Below are 23,972 nucleotides of genomic sequence, written 5' to 3'. Positions count from 1 at the left end.
CGTAACCGCGTATCCATGCCTCCGGGGGAGCGCCGCGGAGCGATCGAATCCCAGCGGCTCCTAGTCAACGCGGCTAGGCTTGTCCGGTTAGTTTTCGTGTTTCATTGCCACCGAGGAAAACCGTGAGTCTTTTTCGTACCAAACCCGTGGAAAGTTTCCTGGCCGATGCCGCGGAACCTGGTCGGCAGCTCAAGCGGTCCCTGAACACCTGGGACCTGATGATCATGGGCGTGGCAGTGGCCGTCGGCGCGGGGATCTTCTCCGTCGGCGCCCGCGCGGCCGCCGACTTCTCCGGGCCCGCAGTCACCCTCTCCTTCGTGATCGCCGCACTGACCTGTGCCATGGCGATCATGTGCTACGCCGAGTTCGCCACGGCCATCCCCGTCGCGGGGTCGGCCTACGTGTTCAGCTATGCCACCATGGGTGAATTCGTGGCCTGGGTCATCGGCTGGAACCTGATCCTCGAGTTGTTCACGGCTGCGGCAGTGATCGCCAAATACTGGGGAATCTACCTCACCGAAGTCTTCCAGCTTGTGGGAGTACACCTCTCACCCACCATTGAACTAGGCATCGTCACCATGAGCTGGGGGCCCTTCTTGATCGTGGCCTTGTTCACGATCCTCCTGGTCCTGGGCACCAAGCTCTCGGCCACCGTCTCGAATGTCTTCACCGTCATCAAGATCGCCGTCGTGCTCTTCGTGATTGTGGTTGGCTTCTTCTACGTGAAGGCCGAGAACTACGCGCCGTTCATCCCCGAGGCCGTGCCCGCCACCGGGAACGGCACCACCGAGGTGCTCAAGCAGTCGCTCTTTGCCTTCGCCACGGGGGCTGCTCCGGCGCAATATGGCCTGATGGGCGTCTTCGCCGGCGCCGCGCTCGTCTTCTTCGCCTTCGTCGGGTTCGACGTGGTCGCCACCAGCGCCGAGGAGGTCAAGGACCCCAGCAAGACCCTGCCGCGCGGGATCTTCGCGGGACTGGCGCTGACCACGCTGCTGTACATCGGCGTCTCCCTGGCGCTGACCGGCATGGTGTCCTACAAGGACCTGGCGACCGTCGACACCCCGAACCTTGCCACGGCGTTCTCGCTGGTGGGCAACGAGGGCGCCGCCTCGGTCATCGCCGTGGGCTCGCTCATCGGCCTGACCACCGTGGTCATGGTGCTGCTCATGGGCCTCTCGCGCGTGGTCCTGGCCATGAGCCGCGACGGGCTGCTGCCGCACGGGCTGTCCAAGACCAGCGCCAAGCGCTCCACCCCGGTGCGCATCCAGGTCATCTGCGGCACGCTGGTGGCGCTGGCCGCCGGATTCACCCGCGTGGACGTGCTCGAGGAAATGATCAACATCGGCACGCTCTCCGCGTTCGTCATGGTGAGCCTGGGCATCATCGTGCTGCGCCGCAAGCGCCCGGACCTGAAGCCCGCCTTCCGGGTTCCCTTCGGCCCGGTCATCCCGGTCGTTTCCGCCCTGCTGTGCACATACCTGATGCTGAACCTCGCCGTGGAAACCTGGATCTACTTCGTGCTGTGGCTGATCGTCGGCGTCGTCATCTACTTCGCCTACGGCCGCATGCACTCGCGCCTCAACGAGAAGTTCGCCGCCCAGGTCGCCATCATCGACGGCACCGGGAACGAATTGGTCGACAGCAAGTAGTCCACGGGCCGGCTTCCCGCAGGGAGCAGCCGAGGTGACCCACCGCCCATCCCCTGTCTACGGGGAAAGGGCGGTGGGTTTTCTTGTGGGCAGGGCAGGTGCCGGCGGCCCGGATCCTCAGGCGCCGCGCCCCGGCGCCACCATGTACACGTCCACCGGGTCCGCGGATTCGACGGTGAAGCCGTGGCGCAGGTAGAGCCGCTGCGCCGGGCTGCCGGCGAGCACGTTCAGGCGAAAGGCCCGTGAATCCGCCTGCCGGCCCATGACGTGCCCCAGGACCGCTCCGCCCAGACCCCGGCCCTGCCGGGACGGGTCAATGTAGAAGTGCTCGATCCATTGGCTCCCGGGGCCCGGGCGAAGCGCGATGCTGCCCGCCTCGATGCCGTCGGCCAGGATGACCCAGGTGTGTTCCGGAGCGAAGCCGTCAAGGAATCTCCGGCGCACGCGCAAGGGGTCGAAGCGGCCGAGGCGCTCGAGGTCTTCGCGCAGCACGGTGGCCCGCAGCTCGGCAATCCACGGGGCGTCGGATGCCGTGGCGGCCCGGAGGGTAAATGGCGTCAGCACGCCCACAGTCAATTACATGGTGCCGGTGGCGTGCAAATCCCGCCCGCGGGGGAGGGCCCCGGCGTGCAAAAAGGCGCCGTTCCCTTCCCCTTACGGGGAGTGGAACGACGCCTTTTGACGGTTGCCGCGTGCGGGAACCGGTTGTGTCCTAGAAGGCAGGAAGAACGCTGCCGTCCTTCCACGTGGTCTTGACGTATTCGCGGACCTCGTCCGAACGCAGCAGCTCGTCGAGCTTCGCGATGGCGGCGGTCTGCTCGCCGGCACGCCAGGTCAGGAAGTTGGCGTTCGGGTTGTTCTCGGCCTCTTCCTGGAAGAGGATCTCCTTCGGGTCCAGCTTGGCCTGCACGATGTAGTTGCCGTTCACCACGGCGATGCCCACGGTCGGGTCTTCCTGGTAGAACTTCGGAACCTGCTCCGAGTTGACTTCCTGGAACTTCAGCTTCTTCGGGTTCTTGGCGGCGTCGTCCTGCACGGAGAGTGCCGAATCGCCGTCGACGAGCCCGCTGAGCAGGCCGGCGGACTCCAGCACGCGCAGGCCGCGCAGCTGGTTGACCGGGTCGTTGTTCAGCACCACGAGGCTGCCCTCGGTGACGTCGGCGACTTCCTTGAACTTCGTGGAGAACGCGGTCAGCGGCTCGATGTGCACGCCGGGGCCGTGCTCGAACTTGTAGCCCTTGGTGGCCATCTGGTCCGCCAGGTAGGCCTCGGTCTGGAAGAAGTTGGCGTCCAGCGTGCCGTCGGCCAGGGCGATGTTCGGCGTCTGGTAGTCATCGATTTCGGTGATGTCCAGGTCGATGCCGTTCTTCGCGGCCAGGTTCTCGTCGATGTACTCGAGGATCTGGGCGTGCGGGATCGGGCTGGCGCCGACCTTGACGACCGTCGGGGCGGCCGGGTCGAGGGTTGCCGTCGCGCTGGGGGCGACGGCAGTACCGCCACCGCAAGCAGTCAGTGCGAACAGGGTTGCGGCGCCGGTGAGGGCAAGTGCGAGCTTCTTACGCATGGGCTGCGTTTCCTTTTCATCTGGACCCGATTGCGGTTGGCATCGGGTGGCTGTCGCAGCTAGCGGCTACTGGCTGCGCGCCGGCGGAGGGTGAACCGCCGGAAAATCACGAAGAAACACCGGGGTGTTTCGAGGGGATACTGCGATGGAAAAGCCTGGGTGAAACGTTCCGCGGGCGATGTGGGCCCCGCGGGGTGGGTGGTGTGGCGGGCCGGTGCCCGCCACACCGGCGGTCGTGCTACACGGGGAGGTGACGCGTCGGCTGCCTAGAAGGCAGGAATGACATCGCCTTCGGGCCAGGTGGTCTTGATGAAGGAGCTGACCTCATCCGAGTGCAGCAGCTCGTCGAGCTTGGCCACCGCGGCGGTCTTTTCGCTTTCACGCCAGGCCAGGATGTTGGCGTTCGGGTTGTTTTCCGTCGGCTCCACGGCGAGGACCTCGTCCTTGTTGAGCTTCGCCTGGACGATGAAGTTGCCGTTGACCACGGCCAGGCCCACGGAGGGATCCTCCTGGTAGAACTTCGGAACCTGCTCGGCGTTGACTTCCTGGAACTTCAGGTGCTTCGGGTTCTTGGCCTCGTCGGACTCCACGGTCAGTGCCGAATCGCCGTCGACGATGCCGCTGAGCAGGCCGGCCCCCTCAAGCACGCGCAGGCCGCGGACCTGGTTGGAGGGGTCGTTCATCAGCACCACGACCGCACCGTCCTCGACGGAGGCGGCGTCATCGTACTTCTTGGAAAACGCGGTCAGCGGTTCGAGCAGGATGCCGGTGCCGTGCTCCAGCTTGTAGCCCTTCGAGGCGACCTGCTCGTCGAAGAACGGAACGTGCTGGAAGAAGTTGGCGTCGATCGACCCGTCGCTCAGCGCGAGGTTCGGGGTCTGGTAGTCGTCGATTTCGGTGACATCCAGGTCGATGCCTGCCTTCGCGGCCAGGTTCTCGTCGATGTACTCGAGGATCTGCGAGTGTGGAACCGGGCTGGCGCCGACCTTGACGACGGTCGGGTTGGCCGGATCCAGCGTGGCGGAAACATCCGCGCTGGGGTCGGTGGCGGTGCCGCCGCCGCAGGCCGTCAGGGCGAACAGGGTTGCCGCGCCGGTGAGGGCGAGAGCGATTTTCTTACGCATTGGATGCGTTTCCTTTTCATGAAGTACCCGTGTGCGTGACACCGGGTGGCCAACGCAGCTAGCGGCTACTGGCTGCGCGCCGGCGGGCAAACCGCCGAAAACTTGTCTGGCGGAGGGCCATCGGCCCTCCACGGGGCTTAGCGGTGGTCGACCAAACGTGCGATCCAGTCGCCGATGATCTGCACGAGCTGCACCAGCAGCACCATGATGACGATGGTGACCACCATGATGGCCGGTTCGTAACGCTGGAAACCGTAGTTGTAGGCAAGGCGCCCCAGACCGCCGCCGCCAACCAGGCCGGCCATGGCCGAGTACCCGATGAGGGTAACGATGGTGGTGGTCATGGCGGCGATGATGCCCGGGAGGGCCTCGGGGACCAGCACCTTGCGGACCACCTGCATCCGGGTTGAGCCCATAACCAGCGCCGCGTCGATCTTGCCGGCCGAAACGTCGCGCAGGGCGGTTTCCACCAGGCGGGCGAAAAAGGGAATGGTGCCGATGGTCAGCGAAACGGATGCGGCGATGGGTCCCAGCGAGGTGCCCACCAGCAGTGTCGCGAGCGGAATCAGGGACACCATGAGGATCGCGAAGGGAATTGATCGGGTGATGTTCACGATGATGCCCGAGAGCAGGACATTCAGTCCGCGGTTCGGCGTCAGGCCGCCGCGGGCGGTGTTCAGCAGCAGAATGCCGAGCGGCAGGCCGACCACCACGGTGAATAGCGCCGAGATGCCGGTCATCTGCATGGTCTCGAGGAACGCGGGCCACATGGCCTTGGTGATGCCGGGATTGGTCATCAGGTCATTGAAGAAGTCCATGGCTTACTTGGTCTCCTTGACGGTCACTGCGACGCCGTTGCCGAGCAGGTGTTTGGTGATGGCATCGATGTCGGCTCCCTCGGGAAGCTGGATGCGGATGTGCGCGAACTGGTGTTCGCCGAGGTGCTCCACGGAGCCCGCCAACACGTTGACGTCGGTGTTGAACGTGCGGGCAATCGAGGAGATCACCGGCTCGGTGGCCTGGGTGCCCGAGTAGAGCAGGTCCAGAACGGTCCCGGCCGGAAGATCGTCGGGCAATTCGCCGGGCATCGGGAGCAATGCCTGGGAAAGGCGGCCCGCCGGGTCGGCAACGACCTTGGCGATATCCCCGTGCTCGACGATGCGCCCGGCTTCCAGAAGGGAGACCGAGTCGCAGGCCTGTTTTACGACGTTCATTTCGTGCGTGATGATCAGCACCGTGAGATTCAGGCGGTCGCGCACAGACTTGATGAGTTCAAGGATCTCGTCGGTGGTCTTGGGATCCAGGGCGCTGGTCGGCTCGTCGCAAAGCAGCACATCGGGATCCGAGCTCAGGGCGCGGGCGATGCCCACGCGCTGGCGCTGGCCGCCGGAGAGCTGGGAGGGGTACGCATCGGCGAAGGGGGTCAGGCCGACGAGCTCAAGCAAGGCGGAGACTTTTTCGGCGACCTTGGCCTTGGGTGTGCCGATCAATTCCAGCGGGAACGCCACGTTCTGCGCGGTGGTGCGCGAATCCATGAGGTTGGCGTGCTGGAAGACCATGCCGATGCGACGTCGCGCCGTGCGCAAATCGGCATCCGACACGTTCGCCAGTTCCTTGTTGTTCACTGCAACTGATCCGGAGGTGGGCCTGTCCAGCAAGGTCAGGCAACGAACGAGCGTTGACTTCCCGGCTCCGGAATGGCCGATGATGCCGTGGATTTGGCCGGCGTCGACGTGCAAGGAAACGCCATCCAGGGCGACGACTGTGCGGTCGCCCTGCTGGTAGACCTTGCGCAGGTCGGTGACTGTGATCAAAAGGGGTGTCCTTAGCAATCAAAAAGGAAAAGGGGTACTGGACATTCAATCACTATCGAATGAATGCAGCGCAATCGTGGCCATACCCTGCCATTTTTTGCAACCGATGTCCACCGCGGCGGGATTGCCTGTTGGATCCACAAGTAATTATGGGCTTTCTCGAAGAATTGGCCGATTTCCCCTCGCTGAAATCGGCAGTCGGGTTACCCGCCCGTAAGGTGAGCCGCGTCACCTTGCGCCACCCGGTGCCAAATATTGCCCCATGTTGCGCCGATGGTGGGGTCCACGGAGCCGATTCCGGCCGAGATCCAAAAGCCGGAGGGGACCCCGATACGGGATCCCCTCCGGGATGAAGCATCCTGCGATTGGCTAGGACTTGACCGGCCACTGGCCGTCGACGACGGCCGCGGGGTCCTTGCGGCGGAAGAATTCCTGCAGGCTGGCGGCCTGCTCGGCGGCCCACTTGACCTGCGAATCATGAAGATTCGCGGCATCAACCTGCAGGATGGGGTACTTGGCCGCCTGCGCGTCGGCAATCCCAATGGTCGCGGCGGCATCGGCCGCCGAGGTGTGGGCATTCACCAGTTGAACGCCATAGAACTCACTCATCACCGACAGGTTGCGCTTGCCGCGGCGGTACTTGTCGACCTGCTTGTCAAGGACGTACGGGTCGATGACAGGGGACGCAACGATCGGGTCCAGCAGGTGGCGCCTGGCCTCGCGATCCAGCACCGTGAAGTCGTAGGCGGCGTTGAAGGCCATGACCGGCATTGTCTGGAAGAGGTCGGCTAGAAACGCCGAGATTTCGGCGACCGCGGTTGCCGCATCCATGCCCTCGGCCTGTGCCTTCGCAGTGGTGACGCCGTGGATTTCCGCGGCCTCCTCGGGAATCGCCACTCCGGGATTCACCAGCCATTCCCGGGTCTGCAGGATTTCCGAGCGACCGTTGACCACGACGACGGAAGCGGTGACGATGCGGGCATCGAGCGGATCACGACCAGTGGTTTCCAGGTCGAATGCGGCGCGGGGGAGATTGTGCCAAGAATTCATGTCACCAACGCTACCGGGAATCGCAGACACTTTGGCCCACCGCAGCGCGCTTGTGGATGAACACCGTGCCCGAGACCCGATAATGGGTGGAGACCTGCGGGAGAACTAGAGGAGGAACCGTTGATGCAACCAAGCCAGGAACCGCAGCCGGGTTCCTTGGGCCCCGGCGACGGTGGACCGGCCGGCGCCGGACTGGACTACGACGAAGCCGTCTTTGCAGTGGTCGCGATGATTCCCGCCGGAAAGGTCCTGGCCTACGGCGACATTGCCGAGCTGCTGGGTTCCGGCGGCCCGCGCCAGGTCGGCAAGGCCATGGGCCGCGGAGGTGCCGATGTCACCTGGTGGCGGGTCATCCGCTCCAACGGGACCCTTCCGGAGGCACTCCGGCCTGTCGCCGCGGGGCATTGGGAACGCGAATCCACGCCCCATACCGCGTCTGGGGTCCGAATGAGGCAGGCCCGCTGGCAACCCTCCGAGGAGGACCACGCGCGCATCGACCGCGTGGCAGAACTGCTGCCGATTCCAAAACGTCACCCGCGAATGATCTGATGGAGTACATGGACACCCTTGCATCGACCATGGTCCCCGCGGCCGCCGCGGACCACGGATTGGTCGCAGATGCCGCCCAGCAGGAATTGCTGCAGCTGGGGCCCGGCCATGGTCCGGTGCTGGTGCTGGGCGGGCCGGGAACCGGGAAAACCACGACGCTGCTGCGCGTGCTCACCTCTCGCCTGGACACCGGGCTGGATCCGCAGCACGTGCTGGTGCTTTCGCCCACGCGCTCAGCCGCGGCCACGCTGCGCGACGACCTGTCGGCGGGCACCGAGAAGACGTTCTCCGAGCCGGCCGTGCGCACCTGGTCGGCCTATGCCTTCGACCTGATCCGCCGGGCACGGCTTGACGGGCTGCTGCCGGCCTTGCAGCGGCCTCCCCGGCTACTGTCGGGGCCCGAACAGGACACGTTGATCGGGCACCTGCTCGAGGGCCATGCCCTGGGCATCACGCCCGCCCCGGAATGGCCCGAGTCCCTCGGCGAGGCCATCGGCACCCGGGGATTTCGCAAGGAACTGCGCGAACTCTTCGACAGGATTTCCGAGCACGGGCTGGAGGCCGGTGCCCTGCAGGACCTCGGCGAGTCGCTGGGCCGACCCGAATGGGTTGCCGCCGCGCAGTTCTACCAGGAGTACCGCGACCTCCTGGACCTGGGCAGCGCCGAGGCCTTCGACCCCGCCGGCCTGCTGGCCGCCGCCGCCGGCATCCTGGAACACAACCCCGGGTTCCTGGCCGCCGAGCACGAGCGCCTGCACCTTGTGATGGTCGATGACCTGCAGGAAGCCAACCCGGCACAGCATCGCCTGCTCTCGCTGCTGGCCCGCGGACGCGACCTGGTGGCATTCGCCGTGCCCGACAACGTGGTGCAGGGATTCCGCGGCGCACGCCCGGACATGCTGGGCGAATTCGACGCACGCCTGGGAACCGAGCGAAACCCCTCACGCATCCTGGAACTGAAGACTTCCTACCGCCTGAACGAGGAGCTTGCGACGGCCTGGGGCAGGGTCGCCAGGCGCATTCCCGTGGCAGCCGGCGGCGCCGGCAGGATCCTGGACTTCGCTGCGACCGAGGCGGCCGAGACACACCCGGCCGCTGCCGAAGCCGGCGAAGCCGATGACCCGGACGTTCCCGCCCCCGGCAGCCTCGAGGTGCTGCTGGTCGACTCGCCCATCCACGAACAGCGCCTCGTCGCCCAGCGCCTGCTGGAGGAACACCTGATCCACCACCGGCCGCTGGATTCCATGGCCGTCATCCTGCGCAACGGATCCCAGGTCCGCTCCATGGCCAAGTACCTGGCCGGGTCGGGCATCGCGGTGAACACCCCGCCGGCGGAGACCCCCCTGCGCGAGGAACCCGCGGTGCGTCCGCTGCTGGATCTCATGGGGCTGGCCCTGGCGCCCGAGGCGCCGCAGGATCCGCTGCTGCTGCAGGAACTGCTGATGTCCCGCTACGCCAACGCCTCCGCGCTGGACGTGCGCCGGCTGCGCCAGGGACTGCGCCGCCACGAGGTCGCACGGGGCGGCAACCGCTCGAGTGCCGAACTGCTCACCGGGATGTTGGATGAGCTGGAACTGCTCGAGTCCATGGGCCGCGAGGCCGCCGGCGCCCGGCGCCTGGCCCGGATGTACCAGGCGCTGCGCACCGAGCTTGCGGGCAGCAACGTCAACGCCGAAACCGCGCTCTGGGCCCTGTGGGCGGCCAGCGGCATGGCCCAAAAGTGGACCGAGGCCGCGCTGGCCGGGGGCATCCTGGGTGCCCGCGCCGACCACGACCTCGACGCGATGCTGGCCATTTTCCAGTCCGCCGAACGCTTTGTCGACCAGCTGCCGGGTTCCTCCGTGGCCCAGTTCGTGGAGCACGTGCTGGGCCAGGAACTGCCCATGGACACCCTTGCCAGCCGCGGCGGGTCCGCCGCCTCCGTCCAGGTGCTCACCACCGCGGCGGCCGCCGGGCGCGAATGGGACCTGGTGCTGGTGCCCGGGATGCAGGAAGGCATCTGGCCCAACACCAAGCTGCGTGGCGAGCTGCTGGGCGGCGGGGCGCTGAGCGACGTGATCGAACACGGCCCGCAGATCCTCCCCGTGCGCAACATCGCCTCGCTCATCCGCGAGACCCGGGCCGACGAGCTGCGCACCTTCGCCAACGCGATCTCGCGCGCCAGGTCCAAGGTCGTCGCCATCGCCGTGGCCTCCGAGGACACCGCGCCCTCGTCGTTCCTGGACGTCGTGGACCCCGACGGGGCAATCCAGGGCCGCCGGGCGGTCTTTGTCCCGCGGCCCCGGACCCTGGGTGCCCTGGTGGCCGAGCTGCGCCAGGCCGCCGAGGCCACCGCACTGGACGAGGACCGCGGGCAGCTTCACCACGACGCGACCTCGGTGCTCGGCGCCCTGGTCGCTTCCCCGCACCCGGTCCGCGGGGCGCATCCGGCAAGCTGGTGGGGACTGGCCGAATCGACCTCCAGCGGGCCCGTGGTCCCGCCGGGGGACCCGGTGAAGGTTTCCCCCTCCAAGGTCGAGGCAGTGATGAACTCCCCGCTGAACTGGTTCGTCCAGGCCGCCGGGGGCGAGGCGGCGACCGACTTCGCCCGCTCGCTTGGCACCCTGGTGCACTCCATCGCCGAGGAACACCCCGAGGCCAGCGGCGGCGAATACCTGCAGGTGCTCGAGGGGCGCTGGGGCGAGCTGGAGATGCCGGAGAACTGGGAAGGCGCCCGGGACCGGGAACGGGCCGAGTCGATGCTCAAGAAGCTCGCCCAGTACAACGTCATGATGCGCACCGAAAACCGGCGCCTCATCGGCCGGGAGATCCCGTTCGAGGTCACGATTCCCGCGCCGTCCACCGCCGGCGATCCGGCGCCCGACCCCGCGGCGCTGCCCGACCCGCAGGCCCCGCGCGCCGCCTTGCTGCGCGGGGTCGTTGACCGCGTGGAGGCCGATGCGGCCGGCAACCCGTGGGTCGTCGACCTGAAGACCGGAAAGTCCCAGCCCAGCGGCAAGGACGTGGAAAGGCACCCGCAGCTCGGCGCCTACCAGGCCGCCGTGATCAACGGCGCGCTGGCCGGAAAGACCGCCGAGGAGCTCACCCGCGTGCCCGCCGGGGCGTCCCTGGTGCAGCTGGGCACGAGCACCAAGTCCCCGCGCGAACAGGCACAGCCCGCCATCACCGAGGAGGACTGGGCCACCCCCATGGTGCTGGCCGCAGCGCAATTGATGGGCGATGCGGACTTCCTCTCCCGCCACGACCCGGCCCGCGGGGGGCGCAGCGGCAGCAACTGCAGGCTGCCGGGCATCTGTCCATTGTGTTCCGAAGGAAGGCAGGTCACCGAGCCGTGAGCCGCACCGAAACAGCAATCCCGCCGGCCGCACCGCCGTCCGGCACCGACTCGCCCGCCGCAGCCGGGCGGGTCTATTCGCCCGAGGAGCTCGCGGAGATCCTGGGCCAGCACCAGCCCACGCCCGAACAGTCGGCCATCATCTCCTCCCCGCTGGAGCCGCTGCTGGTGATTGCCGGGGCCGGGTCGGGCAAGACCGCCACCATGGCCGACCGGGTCATCTGGCTGGTCGCCAACGGGAAGGTCCGCCCCGAGGAGATCCTGGGCGTGACGTTCACGCGCAAGGCCGCCGGCGAGCTGGCCCAGCGCATCCGCGGGCAGCTGGAAAAGCTGGCGCGGTCCGGGTTGCTGGAGCTCGAGGACGAGGGCCTGCTGGATCCCTCGGTGTCCACCTACCACTCGTACGCGAACACGCTGGTGAAGGAACACGGGCTGCGCATCGGGGTCGAGCCGGACACCGCGCTGCTGGGCACCGCCCAGGCCTGGCAGGTCGCAGCGGCAGTGGTCGAGGGCTACGGCGGGGACTACGAGCACCTGGCCTCCTCCAAGAACACGCTGATCGACGCCGTGGTGACCTTCGCGGGGGAGTGCGCCGAGCACCTGGTCGACCCGGTGGACGCCAAGGAATGGATCGACGGGCTGGTGGGCCGGCTCGAGGCGCTGCCATACCGGATCGACAAGCCCGCGGCACCCTCGCTGGATGCCCGCAAGCTGCTGGACAAGCTGCGCACCCGCTCCACCATCGCCGAACTGGCCGTGGGGTACGCGCGGGCCAAGGCCGCCCGCGGCGCCCTCGACTACGGGGACCTGGTGGCGCTTGCCGCGCGCATCGCCCGGGAAATCCCGGAGGCCGCGCATTCCGAACGCGCGCGTTTCAAGGTGGTGTTGCTCGACGAGTTCCAGGACACCTCGCACGCGCAGATGGTGCTCTTCTCCTGCATCTTCGGCGACGGGCACGCGCTGACCGCGGTGGGGGACCCCAACCAGTCCATCTACGGGTTCCGCGGGGCGTCGGCAGGTCAGCTCTTCCGCTTCCCCGTCGAGTTTCCCGCCCGCACGCACGGTGCCGAGGCGGACGGGGACGGCCAAGCCGGGGGCGGAGGACTGCGCCCGGCCTCGGTGGCGTACCTGAGCACCGCGTGGCGCAACTCGGTCAACGTGCTGGCCGCTGCCAATGCCGTCTCCGCGAAGCTGAACTCGGTCGCCCCGGCGGGCATTTCGGTGCCGTCGCTCAAGCCCAGCGCCTTCGCCGGAACCGGAACGGTGGAGCTGGCCCGCTACGCCACCGGGTCCCAGGAAGCGGCGGCACTGGCCCGGCGCTTCATCGCCGAACGCAGTTCCTTCGCCGCCGAGCACGGGCGCAACCCGTCCATGGCGGTGCTCTGCCGCACCCGTTCCCAGCTGACCCCCATTTCCCGCGGGCTGGAGGACGCCGGCATCCCGTACGAGATCCTGGGCCTCGGCGGACTGCTGAGCATGCCCGAGGTCACGGACATCGTCGCGACACTGAACGTGCTGGTGGATCCCAACCGCTCCGACCACCTGGTGCGGTTGCTCGCCGGCGCGCGCTGGCGCATCGGGCCGGCGGACCTGATGGCCTTCGCCGACTGGTCGCGCTTCCTGGCCCGCCGCCGCGAATTCGCGCTCAAGGACGGCGGGTCGGAGAACCTCGACGCGCCCGAGAGCGCCGAGGAAGTCACCCGCGGGGAGGCCCGGGCGGAACTGAACGACGCCGCCAGCCTGATCGAGGCCCTTGACCACCTGCCGCACCCCGACTGGGTCTCCGGGGACGGACGCGCCCTGAGTCCGGAGGCGCTGGCCCGGCTGCGGAAGCTGCGCGACGAGCTGCGCTACCTGCGTGGCTTCATCGACGATGACCTCGAGGCCCTGCTGCGCGAGACCGAGCGCGCCATGGGCCTGGACATCGAGGTGGCGGCGAAGCCCGGCGTCGGCATCCACGAGGCCCGGCGCCACCTGGACGCCTTTGCCGACATCGCCCAGGACTATGCCAGCGCCTCGGCCCGCGTGGACCTGGCTGGCTTCCTGACCTGGTTGGAGGCCGCCGCCGAAAAGGAGGGCGGGCTGGCGATCGTGCCCGGTGAATCGAACCCGGACGCGGTGCAGTTGCTGACCATCCATGCCTCCAAGGGCCTGGAATGGGACGTGGTGGCGGTGACCGGGATGAACGAGGGGATCTTCCCCAGCGCCAGCGATTCGCGCTGGACCAGCGGGGATGCGGCCCTGCCGTGGCCGCTGCGCGGGGACAGGCACGATCTGCCGCAGTGGGACACCGAGCAGGAATGCCTCTTCGACGTGGTCAAGTCCGAGGGGATGTTCAAGTCCGAGGTGCTGGCGCATGCCGAACTCGAGGAGCGGCGCCTGGCCTATGTCGCGCTGACCCGCGCCAAGTCGCTGCTGATCTGTTCGGCCACCGCCTGGACCGGCACGCGCACCAAGCTCACCGAACCCTCCAGCTTCCTGCTGGACATGCTGCCGCTGGCCGGGGAGCCTAACCCCTCGGCAACCACCACGACGTGGGTCGAGGACGAGGACGCGCCGGAGGCCAATCCGTTCCGCGAGGCGCCGCTGGAGGCCCGCTGGCCCTACGACCCGCTGGAGGGGCCCGTCGTCACCGGCGGCGGGGTGCAACGCCCCCGGCCGCCGGGCCGCCGCGCCAAGCTGGAAGCCTCCGCGGCCGCCGTGCTCCGCGCCGCCGGGCACGCGGCGGAGGGCTCCGCGCCACCTGCCGGGCCGTTGGACGGAACCGCCGGCGGGGACCTGCTGCGCGAGGACGAGGGCCCGTGGCACACCCCGACGGGCAGGGGCTGGTTCAAGGAGGCGGAACTTCTGCTGGCCCGCAAGGCGCAGGAGGCCGCCGAGGAACGGACCACTGCGATCCCGAAGCATGTGCGCGCCTCGGTGTTCGTGGACCTGGCCACCGACGCCGCGGCCGTGATGGCCGAGCTGCGGCGCCCGGTCCCGCGGCGCCCGGGGACCGCCGCCCGCCGCGGAACGGCGTTCCATGCCTGGCTGGAGGAATACTTCGACTCCACCGGAATGCTGGAGCTGGGGGACTATATGGAGGCCGCCGATGCCTACATCGACGACGCTCTTGACCTGGAGGACATGAAGAACGCGTTCCTGGATTCCGAATGGGCCAACCGCCAGCCGGCATTCGTGGAGGCGGCGATCGAGACCCGCATCGGCCCGGTCTCTGTCCGCGGCCGCATCGATGCCATCTTCCGGGAACCCGACGGGGCCTGGCTGCTGGTGGACTGGAAGACCGGGAGAGTGCCGCGCGGGGAGGAATTGCGCATCAAGGCCCTGCAGCTGGCCGTGTACCGGCTGGGCTGGGCACGTCTGCGCGGCATCGACGTATCCGAGGTGCGTGCGGCGTTCTACTACGTCGGGTCCGGCACCACCATCCGGCCGCACGACCTGGCCGACGAGGCGGAGCTCGAAGGCCTCATCGGCAATTCGATGGGTGCCCTGAACGGCTGAGTTCCGGCCCGGAGCCGGACACGCAATGGGCGGGGACGAGCGGAGAATTTCCGATCGTCCCCGCCCATTGGCGTGCCGGTCTAGAGACCCGGAACGCTGACCACGTCGGACTTGGCCGGAGCCTCGTACGGCTTGACGGCGTTCCATTCAGTGAAGGTCATGGTTCCGGTTCCGGTTGATTCAATCTTCAACAGGTGGGGTTCGCCCTCGGCGGCAATCCAAAAAACTTCCTCGCCACCGGTGTACTTGAAGGCCTTGGTGCCGTTGAGGTCGGCGAGGTCCTTCTTGGTGATCTTCGCGGCTTCCTTCGTTCCGAGTTCTCCAGTGCCCATCGATTCAAGCAGGGAACCGATCTTTAAATTGCCGAACAGGCTGGCGTTCTTCGTGGAAATCCACTTGCCCGGTGCGACTGAGTCGAGCATCTTCGCGGCCTCGGCCCCTGCCTGTTCGGTCAAGAATTCCTTGTTGGGCTTCATGTACGCGACATTGTCGACTGTCAGCATTTCAATGGTGGAGTCGCCCCGGCTCATCATTGACTTGGAATTGGTGCCGTCGACGGTGCCTGAAAGCTCGAATTTGCCTTTTTGAGAATCAACGGTGAGGTCACCGACGATCGTTGCAGAGGTGGCCTTCTCAATAGCAGCGGAAGTCTTGGGGAAGATCTCCTTGGCCTCCGGCACCACGATTTCCGCCTGCACCGGGGCGGCTTCGGCTCCGGCAGACGACGCACCGGAAGGCTGTTCCGCGGCGGCCGAACATCCGGTCAGGGCGAGCAGGACCCCGGCCGTCGCCGACAGCAGCATGGCGCCGTTCTTAAAAGTTTTCATCAGGTTGTCCCCGCTTTGCATTGGAATGTGGAAATCGCTCGTCGACGTCAAGGAACGTTGAAGCGCAGTCCACACTCTACCAAATGGATTTAATGTGAAGCGGAAGCCGATCCGTGTCGCAGGAGTTCGCCAAAACGAGCTCCGGCATGCTACTTGGTGTCGGCAGACTGGATGGGGATCGCGGTGGTGTCTGTTCCGGCGGCGTCCTTGGCGGGCGTCTCGGGACTCTTCCCACCGGTCGTGGCGGTGTCCTTCTTGTCCGCATCGGACACCGAAGGGGCCGGGGTTTCCTCCGGGGCGTCGGAGTCCTTCCCCGCCCTCGAATCGTTCTCGGCCTGAGGTTCCTTTTCGGCGGCCTCGGCCTTGCCGACCTCGGCAACCGCCTCGGCCGGCGAGGCGACGGGCGTGGCCTGCCGGTCCGTCGACACCGGCGTGGTGCCGGTTGCCGATGGTGCGGTGGCCATGGGTGCATCGACGGGTTTCGCCGGGGAGGACGCGGGAACGGGTGGGGCCGCGGGAGGGATCGGCGCAACGCTGACGGGGGAGGGCACGATCTTGAGTGCCGAGGTTTCAGGTTCGGCCGGTCCCGAAGCATCCCGCGCCTCGGTCTCATCGTTTTCATCGGGGGAAATGCCCGAAACGGTGACGCGTTCGGCGGCCGGCACCGGAACCGGCTGTTTGCCGGCGTCCTCGGGGCGTGCCGCACGCGGGGGCTCGACGACGGAAATCGGCTGTCCGCCGTACTCGGCAATGTCCGAGTCAAGTTCCTCGAGCATCACCTTGGCCTCGGCAATGCGTTCGGCATCGCCGCCGGCGATGGCCTTCACCAGCCACTGGGCCAGGGCGAACTCGGCGGCCAGCGCGGCACGGCGCATGATGTGCGGATCGGCGCGGTCGCCGCGCACGGCAACGTAGCTTTCGAAGGCGGCCTCGGCGAAGGACTGCTCATGGACGGCCGCGAGCCAGGCAAAGTCATCGGCAGGGTCCCCGACCTGCAGGTCGGTCCATCCGGTGACGGCGACGACCTTGGCATCCTGGACCAAAAGCTGGTCCTCGTGCAGGTCCCCGTGGATGACGGTGGCGTTGAAGCGCCAGAGCGCAACGTCCTCAAGCGCGTGTTCCCACCGGCGCAGCAGCCGCGAGGGAATCATTCCGGTGGTCGCCGCGGCGTCCAACTCGTTCAACCGGCGCTGGCGCACCTGCTCGGCGGAGTAAGAGGGCAGGTCCGCACGGTCGATCGCGGAGGAGGGCATTGAGTGGATCGCGGCCATGACGGAACCCAGGTCGCGGGCGCAGCGCGAGCCCTGCGCCACCAGGTCCTCCAGCGAGTACTGCTTGCCGGGGACGTGGTTGTAGACGAAGGTCCGCAGCGGACCTTGCCGCACCGTTCCGGCGACGGAAGGCAGCTGGAAGGGCAGCGAGGCGCGGATGCCGGCGGAGAAGGCGCGCAGGGCGGCAAGCTCCGTTTCGAGGCGCACACTGGCTTCCTCATGGCGCGGGGAGCGCACGCGCCAACGGTTCTTGGCGGCGTCGACAATGAGCACCGAGTCGAAATCATTGCCGTCGTCCGGCAACGAGGCCACGCCCGTGGGCGCCAAGCCGGGGACCGCAGCGGTGGCGATGGCAGCGAGTTCCATGGGAGAGCGTTTCACATCCTCCACCGTAGACCGCATGCCGTGCCCGAGTCCTGCCGTGCGGCGGCGAGTCGCATGATTTGCGACCAATCACGGCCCGCTTCCGCCTCCCGGGGGAGTCAGGCGACGATGCGGCGCGGCACACTCCGGTGCGCCGATGGCCACAACCGGGGTCCTGAAGTAGGCGTTGGGCCGCAACGGTCAGTACGGTTGATGCTATGAGCGATACCGTGCAGAACCCAGTGACCAGCTTCCCGGCGCTAGGAGCCCTGCCCCTGGCCCGCGCCACCACCGATCGCGGCTGCGAACGGCGCACCGACGACGGCTGGCTCGAAGCACTGCGTGCGGATCCGGCGACGCGCCACCTGGTGCTGGTGGGCGGGCGTGCCCGGGTGCTTGACGGCGAATTGGTGCTCATCGAGCAGGAGCTGGTTCCGGCCGGCGGCACGGAGATCTACCTGGGTTTTGACGGCACCTCCGAGATCGTGCTGCATTCCTTCCACGAGGCCCCGCCCGCGGCGGACGGCCAGGAGGTTCCCGGCTCCACGGATCCCGAGCAATGGCTGGGACTGCGCGATGTCGCCGCCGGGCTTGGCGCCCGCGACGCCGGACTCTTCGTCGAGGCCGTCGCTATCGCCAACTGGAACCACGCCGTGAACTTCTGCCCGCGCTGTGGAGGGGAGCTGACCCTGCGCGCCTCGGGCTGGGTCAAGCACTGCGCCGCGGAGGACCTGGAACACTTCCCGCGCACCGACCCCGCGGTCATCGTCGCCATCACCGACGAGGACGACCGCCTGCTGCTGGGCGCCAACAAGGCCTGGGGCGGCACGCGCTTCTCGACCCTTGCAGGCTTCGTCGAGCCGGGCGAATCCCTGGAGTCCGCCGTCATCCGCGAGGTTGCCGAGGAATCGGGGGTCGTCGTCAGGGACCCGCGCTACATGGGCTCCCAGCCCTGGCCGTTCCCGCGCTCGCTGATGCTTGGCTTTACCGCCACGGCCGTGGGCACCGAATTGCTGCCCGACGGGGAGGAGATCATCGACCTGCGCTGGTTTACCCGCGACGAGCTGGCCGAGGCCGTCCGCTCCGGATCCATCGGCGTGCCCACCGGGACCTCGATCGCCAGTGCGCTGATCGAGCACTGGTTCGGCGGCGTGCTGCCCGAACCCGAACGACTGGAAAACTAGCCCATGAGCGAAACCACCGACCTGGGAGCCCTGGAGGAACGCATCCTCGGCGGGCTGGACGAGGAACAGCGCCAGGTAGCCACCACGCTGCGCGGCCCGCTGTGCGTGCTGGCCGGCGCCGGCACCGGCAAGACCCGCGCCATCACGCACCGCATCGCCTACGGCGTCCACACCGGGGTGTACAAGCCCAGCTCGCTGCTGGCGGTGACGTTCACCGCCCGCGCGGCGGCCGAGATGCGCTCGCGGCTGCGCGAGCTGGGCGCCGGGGCCGTGCAGACGCGCACCTTCCACGCCGCGGCGCTGCGCCAGCTGCAGTACTTCTGGCCGCAGGCCATCGGCGGGCAGCTGCCGTCCATCGTCGACTACAAGGCGCCGCTGATCACCGAGGCCGCGCGCCGGCTGCGCACCACCGCCGACCGCGCCACGGTGCGCGACCTGGCCAGTGAGATCGAATGGGCCAAGGTCTCGATGCTCACACCCGAGTCCTACGTGGCGGCCGCCGCGGACCGCGGGCAGCCCGGCGGGCTTGACCCCATCACCGTCTCGCGGATCTTCCAGTCCTACGAGGACGTGAAGACCGACCGGCAGCTCATCGACTTCGAGGACGTGCTGCTGCTCACCGTCGCGATCCTGGAGGACGACGAACGGGTCGCCGCCTCGGTGCGCGGGCAGTACCGGCACTTCGTGGTCGACGAGTACCAGGACGTTTCCCCGCTGCAGCAGCGCCTGCTGGACCTGTGGCTTGGCGGGCGCGACGAGCTGTGCGTGGTGGGCGACGCGTCGCAGACCATCTACTCCTTCACCGGCGCCACCCCGCGCCACCTTTTGGACTTCACCGCCACCTACGAGCACGCCCCGGTGGTGAAGCTGGTGCGCGACTACCGCTCCACCCCGCAGGTGGTGCACCTGGCCAACCGGGTGCTTGCCGCCCGCCGCCCCGAGGCCGGGGTCCCTGACCGCGACATCAACTGGCCCACCCCGTTGGAGCTCATCGCCCAGCGCGAGAACGGGCCCGAGCCGACCTTCTTCGAGGCCAAGGACGACGAGGCCGAGGCCGCGGAGATCGCCCAGCGGATCAAGAAGCTCCTGGCCGCCGGCACCCCGGCCGCGGAGATCGCGATCCTGTTCCGCACCAACGGACAGTCCGCCGCCTACGAGCAGGCGCTGGCCGCCGCGGGGATCGGCTACCTGCTGCGCGGCGGGGAACGCTTCTTCGCCCGGCGCGAGGTGCGCGACGCGATGCTGCAATTGCGCTCCGCCGCCCGGCACACCACCACCGAGGCCGACGGGGAAACCGTCCCGCAGCTGACCCGCGACATCCTGGTGTCGCTGGGCTACAGCGCCACCGCACCGGCGGCCTCCGGGGCGGTACGCGAAAAGTGGGAGTCGCTCTCCGCGCTGGTCGCGCTCGCCGACGAGATGGCCGCTTCCCGCACGGGGGCCGAGACCCCGTTCACGCTGCACACCTTCGTGGCGGAACTGGAGGAACGCGCCGCCAGCCAGCACGCGCCCACCCTGCAGGGGGTCACGCTGGCCTCGCTGCACGCGGCCAAGGGCCTGGAATGGGACGCGGTGTTCCTGGTCGGCCTCTCCGAGGGGCTGATGCCGATCTCCTTCGCCGACGACCAGGCCGGGTACGACGAGGAACGCCGGCTGCTGTACGTGGGAATCACCCGCGCCCGCATGCACCTGGGCCTGTCCTGGTCGCTGGCGCGCACCCCCGGGGGACGCGCCAACCGGCGGCCCTCGCGCTTCCTGGACGGGCTGCGTCCCGCGGGCACCTCCCGCGTGGCCTCCGCGCCCAAGGCGGCCCGGCGCCGGACCCCCGCGGGCCCGCCGATGTGCCGGGTCTGCGGCACGCTGCTGACCAGCGCCACCGAACGCAAGCTGGGCCGCTGCGGCAATTGCCCGGCGGGCTACGACGAGGCGGTGTTCGAGTCCCTGCGCGCATGGCGCCTGCAGGTGGCCCAGGCCAACTCGCTGCCTGCCTTCGTGATCTTCACCGACGCCACGCTGATGGCCATCGCCGAGACCAATCCCGACGGGCTCGCCGCGCTGGGGCAGGTCTCCGGGGTGGGCAAGGGCAAGCTCGAGCGCTACGGCGAGGCCGTGTTGGCGGTCCTGGCCGGCCGGGACGGCTAGCCGGCCCGGCACCTCAGGCTGCCAGCGGGTCCAGGCAGCCGCAGCGCGCCCTGGGCCGGGCGGGCACCGAGGTGACCGACCCGGTGGGCAGGTCGCACACGACCATGGATTCGGCCGCGGCCGGGACATTGATGCGGTCAAGGGCCATCAGCACCGCCATCGCGGCCAGGCCCGCCGCGACTGCCGCCAGCGAGGCCTCCGGGCGCAGCGCCGGGGCCTGCCCGGAGGTCTCGTTGGCGGCGAGCATCCGCAGCGTCGGGTCGCACTGTTCCCAGGCGCATGGGGCACACATGGTGAGCCCGTCGATGACCATCGGGCCCAGGTGCATCCCCGAATCGGTGAACAAAACCGGAAGCATCGCCGCATCGGCGGACAGGGAATCCAGCGGCGGCAGCATGCCGCCGGCGATCACCACCGCCATGTCCAGTGCCGGGGCCTCGGGGCTGCGCCCGGCGGCATCGGCCACCACGAGGTGTGGGTGGATCGATTGCAGCGCCCGGGCGGTGACGCGGGCACGCGGGGCACCCACCCCGGTGATTCCGGTGGTCCCGGCACCGAGGTCCCCGGCATCCATCGGGGCGCCGTCGCAGAGCATCAGCGACCCCACCCCCGCGCCGGCCAGGACGTGGGCCAGCAACTGGCCCATTCGCCCGCAGCCGTAGAGTGCCACCTTGGCCTCGGCACGGCGCTGCAGCACCGGCACCGCGTCCATCTGGTAGGCGGCACCCCACTGCAGGGCATCGGGCACCAATCGCGCGCCCAACCCGTTGACGGCGCCCGGCCAGTTCCCCGGGGCCGAGGCCCGCGGGGGAGGCGGCTGCGCGGGGGACTCGAGCAGCACCGGGCCCAGCATCTGCAGGATCTCCCCGCGCCGCGGCTCGGCGGGAGGCTCCGGGGCGGGGCCGACAGGGCGCGGGCCACGCTCGCACAGGGAGAGCACGAAGCGCTTTTCGGCCGCGGTGAGCCCGGTTATCCACCGCGCGCGCTGCCCGGTTCCAATCTGGATGGCGCCCTCCACTAGGCTAAGTACCTGCAAGCCCGGGTTGATCCTCATGATGTTGCTCCTTTGGGGGAACGGCGGCACCGGTGCGATTTCCCATCGCCGGCGCCCTGCATGAACCCATCGTGGCACCGGCCGCGCGGGCCGCGCCGGCTATCCACACCCCGGAGCGGGAAAGTGCGCCGGCACCGGGGAACCAGGCACGGGGCAGGGGCGGAAAGGACACGAACATGCGCACCCAACCATCCACCATCGAATACGTGGACGACGAAGGCACCCGCATCCGCGTGGTGCGCTCGGCCAAGCGCAAGAAGACGATCTCCGGGGCCTGGCGGCAGGACACCATGGTGGTTTCCGTCCCCGCCGGCCTGACCGAGCACGCCGAGCGCATGCTGGTGGCCGACATGGTCAAGAAGGTCATGCGCAAGGTCGCCCGCGGCACCGCCTCCGATCCCGATGCGAGCCTGGCGGCCAGGGCACGGGCCATGGACGCGGAGCTCTTTGGCGGGCGCGCCGATCCGGCCTCGGTGAGCTGGGTGTCCAACCAAAACCGGCGTTGGGGTTCGGCCAGCCTGCACAGCCGCCGGATTCGGCTTTCGGACAGGCTGCGGGCGATGCCGCAGTGGGTGCAGGACTACGTGCTGGCCCATGAACTGGCCCACCTGGTGGAGCCGCGCGACGGCCACGGCCCGCGGTTCAAGGCGGCGCTGTCCCGCTACCCGCGGGTGCACGATGCCAACATCTTCCTCTCCGGGGTCAGCCACGGCTACCACGCCGCGGCCAAGCCGGGGACGCATCCACTGCCAGGGGACCTGCCGTTGGGCGGGGACGACGACTTCGATGATGTAGATGACTTCGACGCGGGGGACCCGGGGGAGCTGGGCCAAGCCGCCGGATAGTGCTTCCGCTGCCGTACCCCGGCCCCGCCGTCACCCGCGGGGTCCGACGCAGGGCACCCAGGCAAGGGCAGTCGGCAAAGGAAAAGGCGGGTCCCGCGCATATTTGCGCGGGACCCGCCTTGCGGCAGACGGTGCCTACTTGTCCGTCGGGCCCTGCGGCTCGGTGCCCTTGCCGCCGTCGGTGGGGTTCTCCGGCTTCCCGGAGTCCTCCCCGGTCCCGGCATCGTCGCCACTGCCGGTCGCGGGCTCGTCGAAGCCGCCGTCCAGCAACTTGCTCAGCGCCGCATCGATGTCGTCCATGCTGGCCTCGGCCAGCTGGCGGCGCGGGGTGAAGCCCTGCGGGTCCTGGAGGTCCTCGTCGGTGGGCAGCAGGTCGGGGTGCGCCCAGATGGCGTCGCGCCCCTCCATGCCGCGTTCCTCCAGCAGGTGCGCCCAGAGGGCGGCGGCCTCGCGCAGGCGCCGCGGACGCAGCTCCAGTCCCACCAGCGAGGCAAAGGCGTTCTCGGCCGGCCCGCCGGCGGCCCGGCGCCGGCGGATGGTCTCGCGCAGCCCGGAGGCGCTGGGCAGGTTCACCGCGGCAGCGGCCACGACCTCGTCGACCCATCCCTCGATGAGGGCCAGCACCAGTTCCAGCTTGGACAGCGCCGACTCCTGGGCCGCGGTGCGCTTGGGCATGAACAGACCTTCGCCCATCAGCGACTGGAAGGACTCGGGGTTCATCGGGTCGATGTCGCGCACGGCTTCCTCGATGCGCGACATGTCGATGTGGATGCCGCGGGCATAGGCCTCGACAGCGGAAATCACCGAGGAGCGCAGCCACGGAACCCGGTTGAAGAGCCGGACATGGGCGCATTCGCGCAGCGCGGCGAAGAGCAGGATCTCCTGTTCCGGGACCTCCAGGCCCTCGCCGAAGGCGGCGATGTTCGTGGGCACCAGTGCCGGGGCGGAGCCGGCCAGCGGCAGCCCGATGTCGGTGGCGCCCAGCACGTCCTTGGCCAGCCCGCCCACGGCGGTGCCCAGCTGCATGCCGAACATGGTTCCGCCCAGGGACTGGAGCATGCCCTGGGCCCCGCCCATCATGGGTCGCATCTGCTCGGGGATCTGCTCGCTCAAAGCGCTGGTGATCGCCTTGCCCACGCTCAGGGCGACGGGCGTGGTCAGCGACTTCCACACCGGCATGGTCTTTTCGACCCACTCGGCGCGGGAGAAGGCGCGGCATTCGCTGCCGTCGGCCTCGAACACGGTGGCGGCATCGAGCCACATCTCGGCCAGCCGGGCAGCGTTGGCCACGGCCGAGGCCCGGTTCGCGGACAGCGAGGGGTCGTCCCCGGCAATGGCCTGGCGGGCCGCATCGGTGGCCATCTTCCAGTTCACCGGGCCGCCATCGCCCTTGGACATCGCCGCCATCATGGCCTGGGCCTGCTGCATCATCTGCGCCATGGCCTCGGGGTTGTTGGACAGGCCCATGGCCTCGCCCAGGCCCTCGGGCAGGTTCTTGGGGTCGAATCCGCCGGCGCCGCCAAAGAGTGAGCCGAACATCTCGGAGAACGGGTCCTTCGCGTTCTCGTCGTCGTTGTCGGAGTCGTCGGGTCGGTTAGATGGGGGATTTTCAGCCATGGTTCAACGGTACCCCCGGGTCGCGGGATCGGCCCATGATCTGAAGTTACAGTTCGCTGTGGGCACATCGGAAAACACTGTGAG

The 23,972-nt window shown here is 68.6% G+C and carries 17 protein-coding genes; 7 read left to right on the top strand and 10 right to left on the bottom strand.

From position 1 onward, the window contains the following. The first annotated feature begins 122 nt into the window (after nt 1-122). The gene (locus AC6CHY_RS03775) at nt 123-1,649 is read left to right on the top strand and encodes an APC family permease (RefSeq protein WP_498225548.1); all 1,527 of its coding nucleotides are present in this window, start codon (nt 123-125) and stop codon (nt 1,647-1,649) included. A gap of 117 nt (nt 1,650-1,766) precedes the next feature. On the opposite strand, the gene AC6CHY_RS03770 is transcribed toward AC6CHY_RS03775, so the two are convergent. The 6 genes from AC6CHY_RS03770 to AC6CHY_RS03745 all read right to left on the bottom strand — a co-directional run bounded on the left by AC6CHY_RS03770 (nt 1,767) and on the right by AC6CHY_RS03745 (nt 7,201). After that, a complete protein-coding gene (locus AC6CHY_RS03770) occupies nt 1,767-2,213 on the bottom strand; it encodes a GNAT family N-acetyltransferase (RefSeq protein ID WP_336245097.1) in 447 nt (148 codons plus the stop codon). 148 nt (nt 2,214-2,361) lie between these two features. Continuing rightward, on the bottom strand, nt 2,362-3,213 hold the full coding sequence (locus tag AC6CHY_RS03765) for a MetQ/NlpA family ABC transporter substrate-binding protein (RefSeq protein ID WP_217389082.1): 852 nt from the start codon (nt 3,211-3,213) through the stop codon (nt 2,362-2,364). Nucleotides 3,214-3,479: 266 nt separating this feature from the next. Then, entirely contained in the window at nt 3,480-4,337 is an 858-nt protein-coding gene (locus AC6CHY_RS03760) for a MetQ/NlpA family ABC transporter substrate-binding protein (RefSeq protein ID WP_498225545.1), read from the bottom strand. Nucleotides 4,338-4,474: 137 nt separating this feature from the next. After that, complete coding sequence (locus tag AC6CHY_RS03755) at nt 4,475-5,155, bottom strand: methionine ABC transporter permease (RefSeq protein ID WP_217389084.1); 681 nt, start codon at nt 5,153-5,155, stop codon at nt 4,475-4,477. A 3-nt stretch (nt 5,156-5,158) separates the two neighbouring features. Continuing rightward, nucleotides 5,159-6,151 (bottom strand): methionine ABC transporter ATP-binding protein, encoded by a 993-nt coding sequence (locus AC6CHY_RS03750; RefSeq protein ID WP_498225543.1) that lies wholly within the window; start codon nt 6,149-6,151, stop codon nt 5,159-5,161. Between the two features lie 369 nt (nt 6,152-6,520). Further along, complete coding sequence (locus tag AC6CHY_RS03745; RefSeq protein WP_217389086.1) at nt 6,521-7,201, bottom strand: 3'-5' exonuclease; 681 nt, start codon at nt 7,199-7,201, stop codon at nt 6,521-6,523. A gap of 123 nt (nt 7,202-7,324) precedes the next feature. On the opposite strand from AC6CHY_RS03745, the gene AC6CHY_RS03740 reads away from it, so the two are divergent. The 3 genes from AC6CHY_RS03740 to AC6CHY_RS03730 are packed head-to-tail and all read left to right on the top strand — an operon-like array spanning nt 7,325 to nt 14,585. Beyond that, entirely contained in the window at nt 7,325-7,750 is a 426-nt protein-coding gene (locus AC6CHY_RS03740; protein ID WP_217389087.1) for an MGMT family protein, read from the top strand. An 8-nt stretch (nt 7,751-7,758) separates the two neighbouring features. Beyond that, nucleotides 7,759-11,085, top strand: a complete 3,327-nt coding sequence (locus tag AC6CHY_RS03735) for an ATP-dependent helicase (RefSeq protein WP_498225541.1) — start codon at nt 7,759-7,761, stop codon at nt 11,083-11,085. Then, the gene (locus AC6CHY_RS03730; protein WP_498225540.1) at nt 11,082-14,585 is read left to right on the top strand and encodes an ATP-dependent helicase; all 3,504 of its coding nucleotides are present in this window, start codon (nt 11,082-11,084) and stop codon (nt 14,583-14,585) included. Before AC6CHY_RS03735 ends, AC6CHY_RS03730 begins: the two co-directional genes overlap by 4 nt. Before the next feature lie 80 nt (nt 14,586-14,665). Here the strand turns inward: AC6CHY_RS03730 and AC6CHY_RS03725 are convergent, their stop codons facing one another. Both AC6CHY_RS03725 and AC6CHY_RS03720 read right to left on the bottom strand, forming a co-directional pair. After that, nucleotides 14,666-15,412, bottom strand: a complete 747-nt coding sequence (locus AC6CHY_RS03725; protein ID WP_217389089.1) for a hypothetical protein — start codon at nt 15,410-15,412, stop codon at nt 14,666-14,668. 149 nt (nt 15,413-15,561) lie between these two features. Then, the gene (locus tag AC6CHY_RS03720) at nt 15,562-17,064 is read right to left on the bottom strand and encodes a phosphotransferase (protein WP_336245099.1); all 1,503 of its coding nucleotides are present in this window, start codon (nt 17,062-17,064) and stop codon (nt 15,562-15,564) included. Nucleotides 17,065-17,264: 200 nt separating this feature from the next. Between AC6CHY_RS03720 and nudC the strand changes: the two genes are divergently transcribed. Both nudC and AC6CHY_RS03710 read left to right on the top strand, forming a co-directional pair. Beyond that, complete coding sequence (gene nudC, locus AC6CHY_RS03715) at nt 17,265-18,230, top strand: NAD(+) diphosphatase (protein WP_498225537.1); 966 nt, start codon at nt 17,265-17,267, stop codon at nt 18,228-18,230. Between the two features lie 3 nt (nt 18,231-18,233). After that, nucleotides 18,234-20,372 (top strand): ATP-dependent DNA helicase UvrD2, encoded by a 2,139-nt coding sequence (locus AC6CHY_RS03710; RefSeq protein ID WP_498225535.1) that lies wholly within the window; start codon nt 18,234-18,236, stop codon nt 20,370-20,372. A 13-nt stretch (nt 20,373-20,385) separates the two neighbouring features. Here AC6CHY_RS03710 and AC6CHY_RS03705 read toward each other — a convergent pair whose 3' ends face one another. Next, the gene (locus AC6CHY_RS03705; protein WP_498225534.1) at nt 20,386-21,426 is read right to left on the bottom strand and encodes a ThiF family adenylyltransferase; all 1,041 of its coding nucleotides are present in this window, start codon (nt 21,424-21,426) and stop codon (nt 20,386-20,388) included. Between the two features lie 176 nt (nt 21,427-21,602). Between AC6CHY_RS03705 and AC6CHY_RS03700 the strand changes: the two genes are divergently transcribed. Continuing rightward, the gene (locus tag AC6CHY_RS03700; RefSeq protein ID WP_498225532.1) at nt 21,603-22,271 is read left to right on the top strand and encodes a SprT-like domain-containing protein; all 669 of its coding nucleotides are present in this window, start codon (nt 21,603-21,605) and stop codon (nt 22,269-22,271) included. 135 nt (nt 22,272-22,406) lie between these two features. Here the strand turns inward: AC6CHY_RS03700 and AC6CHY_RS03695 are convergent, their stop codons facing one another. After that, nucleotides 22,407-23,888, bottom strand: a complete 1,482-nt coding sequence (locus AC6CHY_RS03695; RefSeq protein WP_498225530.1) for a zinc-dependent metalloprotease — start codon at nt 23,886-23,888, stop codon at nt 22,407-22,409. Nucleotides 23,889-23,972 lie beyond the last annotated feature (84 nt).

It is taken from the genome of Paeniglutamicibacter sp. GQ140, assembly GCF_059759235.1.
The sequence above is the reverse complement of the archived record's forward strand: the minus strand, read 5'-3'. Positions and strand labels throughout refer to the sequence as shown.

Excerpts from the sequence above, each read along its gene's own strand:
- nudC (WP_498225537.1), top strand. The coding sequence starts at position 17,265 with ATGAGCGATACCGTGCAGAACCCAGTGACCAGCTTCCCGGCGCTAGGA.
- AC6CHY_RS03705 (WP_498225534.1), bottom strand. The coding sequence starts at position 21,426 with ATGAGGATCAACCCGGGCTTGCAGGTACTTAGCCTAGTGGAGGGCGCC.
- AC6CHY_RS03755 (WP_217389084.1), bottom strand. The coding sequence starts at position 5,155 with ATGGACTTCTTCAATGACCTGATGACCAATCCCGGCATCACCAAGGCC.
- AC6CHY_RS03765 (WP_217389082.1), bottom strand. The coding sequence starts at position 3,213 with ATGCGTAAGAAGCTCGCACTTGCCCTCACCGGCGCCGCAACCCTGTTC.
- AC6CHY_RS03760 (WP_498225545.1), bottom strand. The coding sequence starts at position 4,337 with ATGCGTAAGAAAATCGCTCTCGCCCTCACCGGCGCGGCAACCCTGTTC.
- AC6CHY_RS03725 (WP_217389089.1), bottom strand. The coding sequence starts at position 15,412 with ATGAAAACTTTTAAGAACGGCGCCATGCTGCTGTCGGCGACGGCCGGG.
- AC6CHY_RS03710 (WP_498225535.1), top strand. The coding sequence starts at position 18,234 with ATGAGCGAAACCACCGACCTGGGAGCCCTGGAGGAACGCATCCTCGGC.
- AC6CHY_RS03745 (WP_217389086.1), bottom strand. The coding sequence starts at position 7,201 with ATGAATTCTTGGCACAATCTCCCCCGCGCCGCATTCGACCTGGAAACC.
- AC6CHY_RS03735 (WP_498225541.1), top strand. The coding sequence starts at position 7,759 with ATGGACACCCTTGCATCGACCATGGTCCCCGCGGCCGCCGCGGACCAC.
- AC6CHY_RS03700 (WP_498225532.1), top strand. The coding sequence starts at position 21,603 with ATGCGCACCCAACCATCCACCATCGAATACGTGGACGACGAAGGCACC.
- AC6CHY_RS03740 (WP_217389087.1), top strand. The coding sequence starts at position 7,325 with ATGCAACCAAGCCAGGAACCGCAGCCGGGTTCCTTGGGCCCCGGCGAC.
- AC6CHY_RS03695 (WP_498225530.1), bottom strand. The coding sequence starts at position 23,888 with ATGGCTGAAAATCCCCCATCTAACCGACCCGACGACTCCGACAACGAC.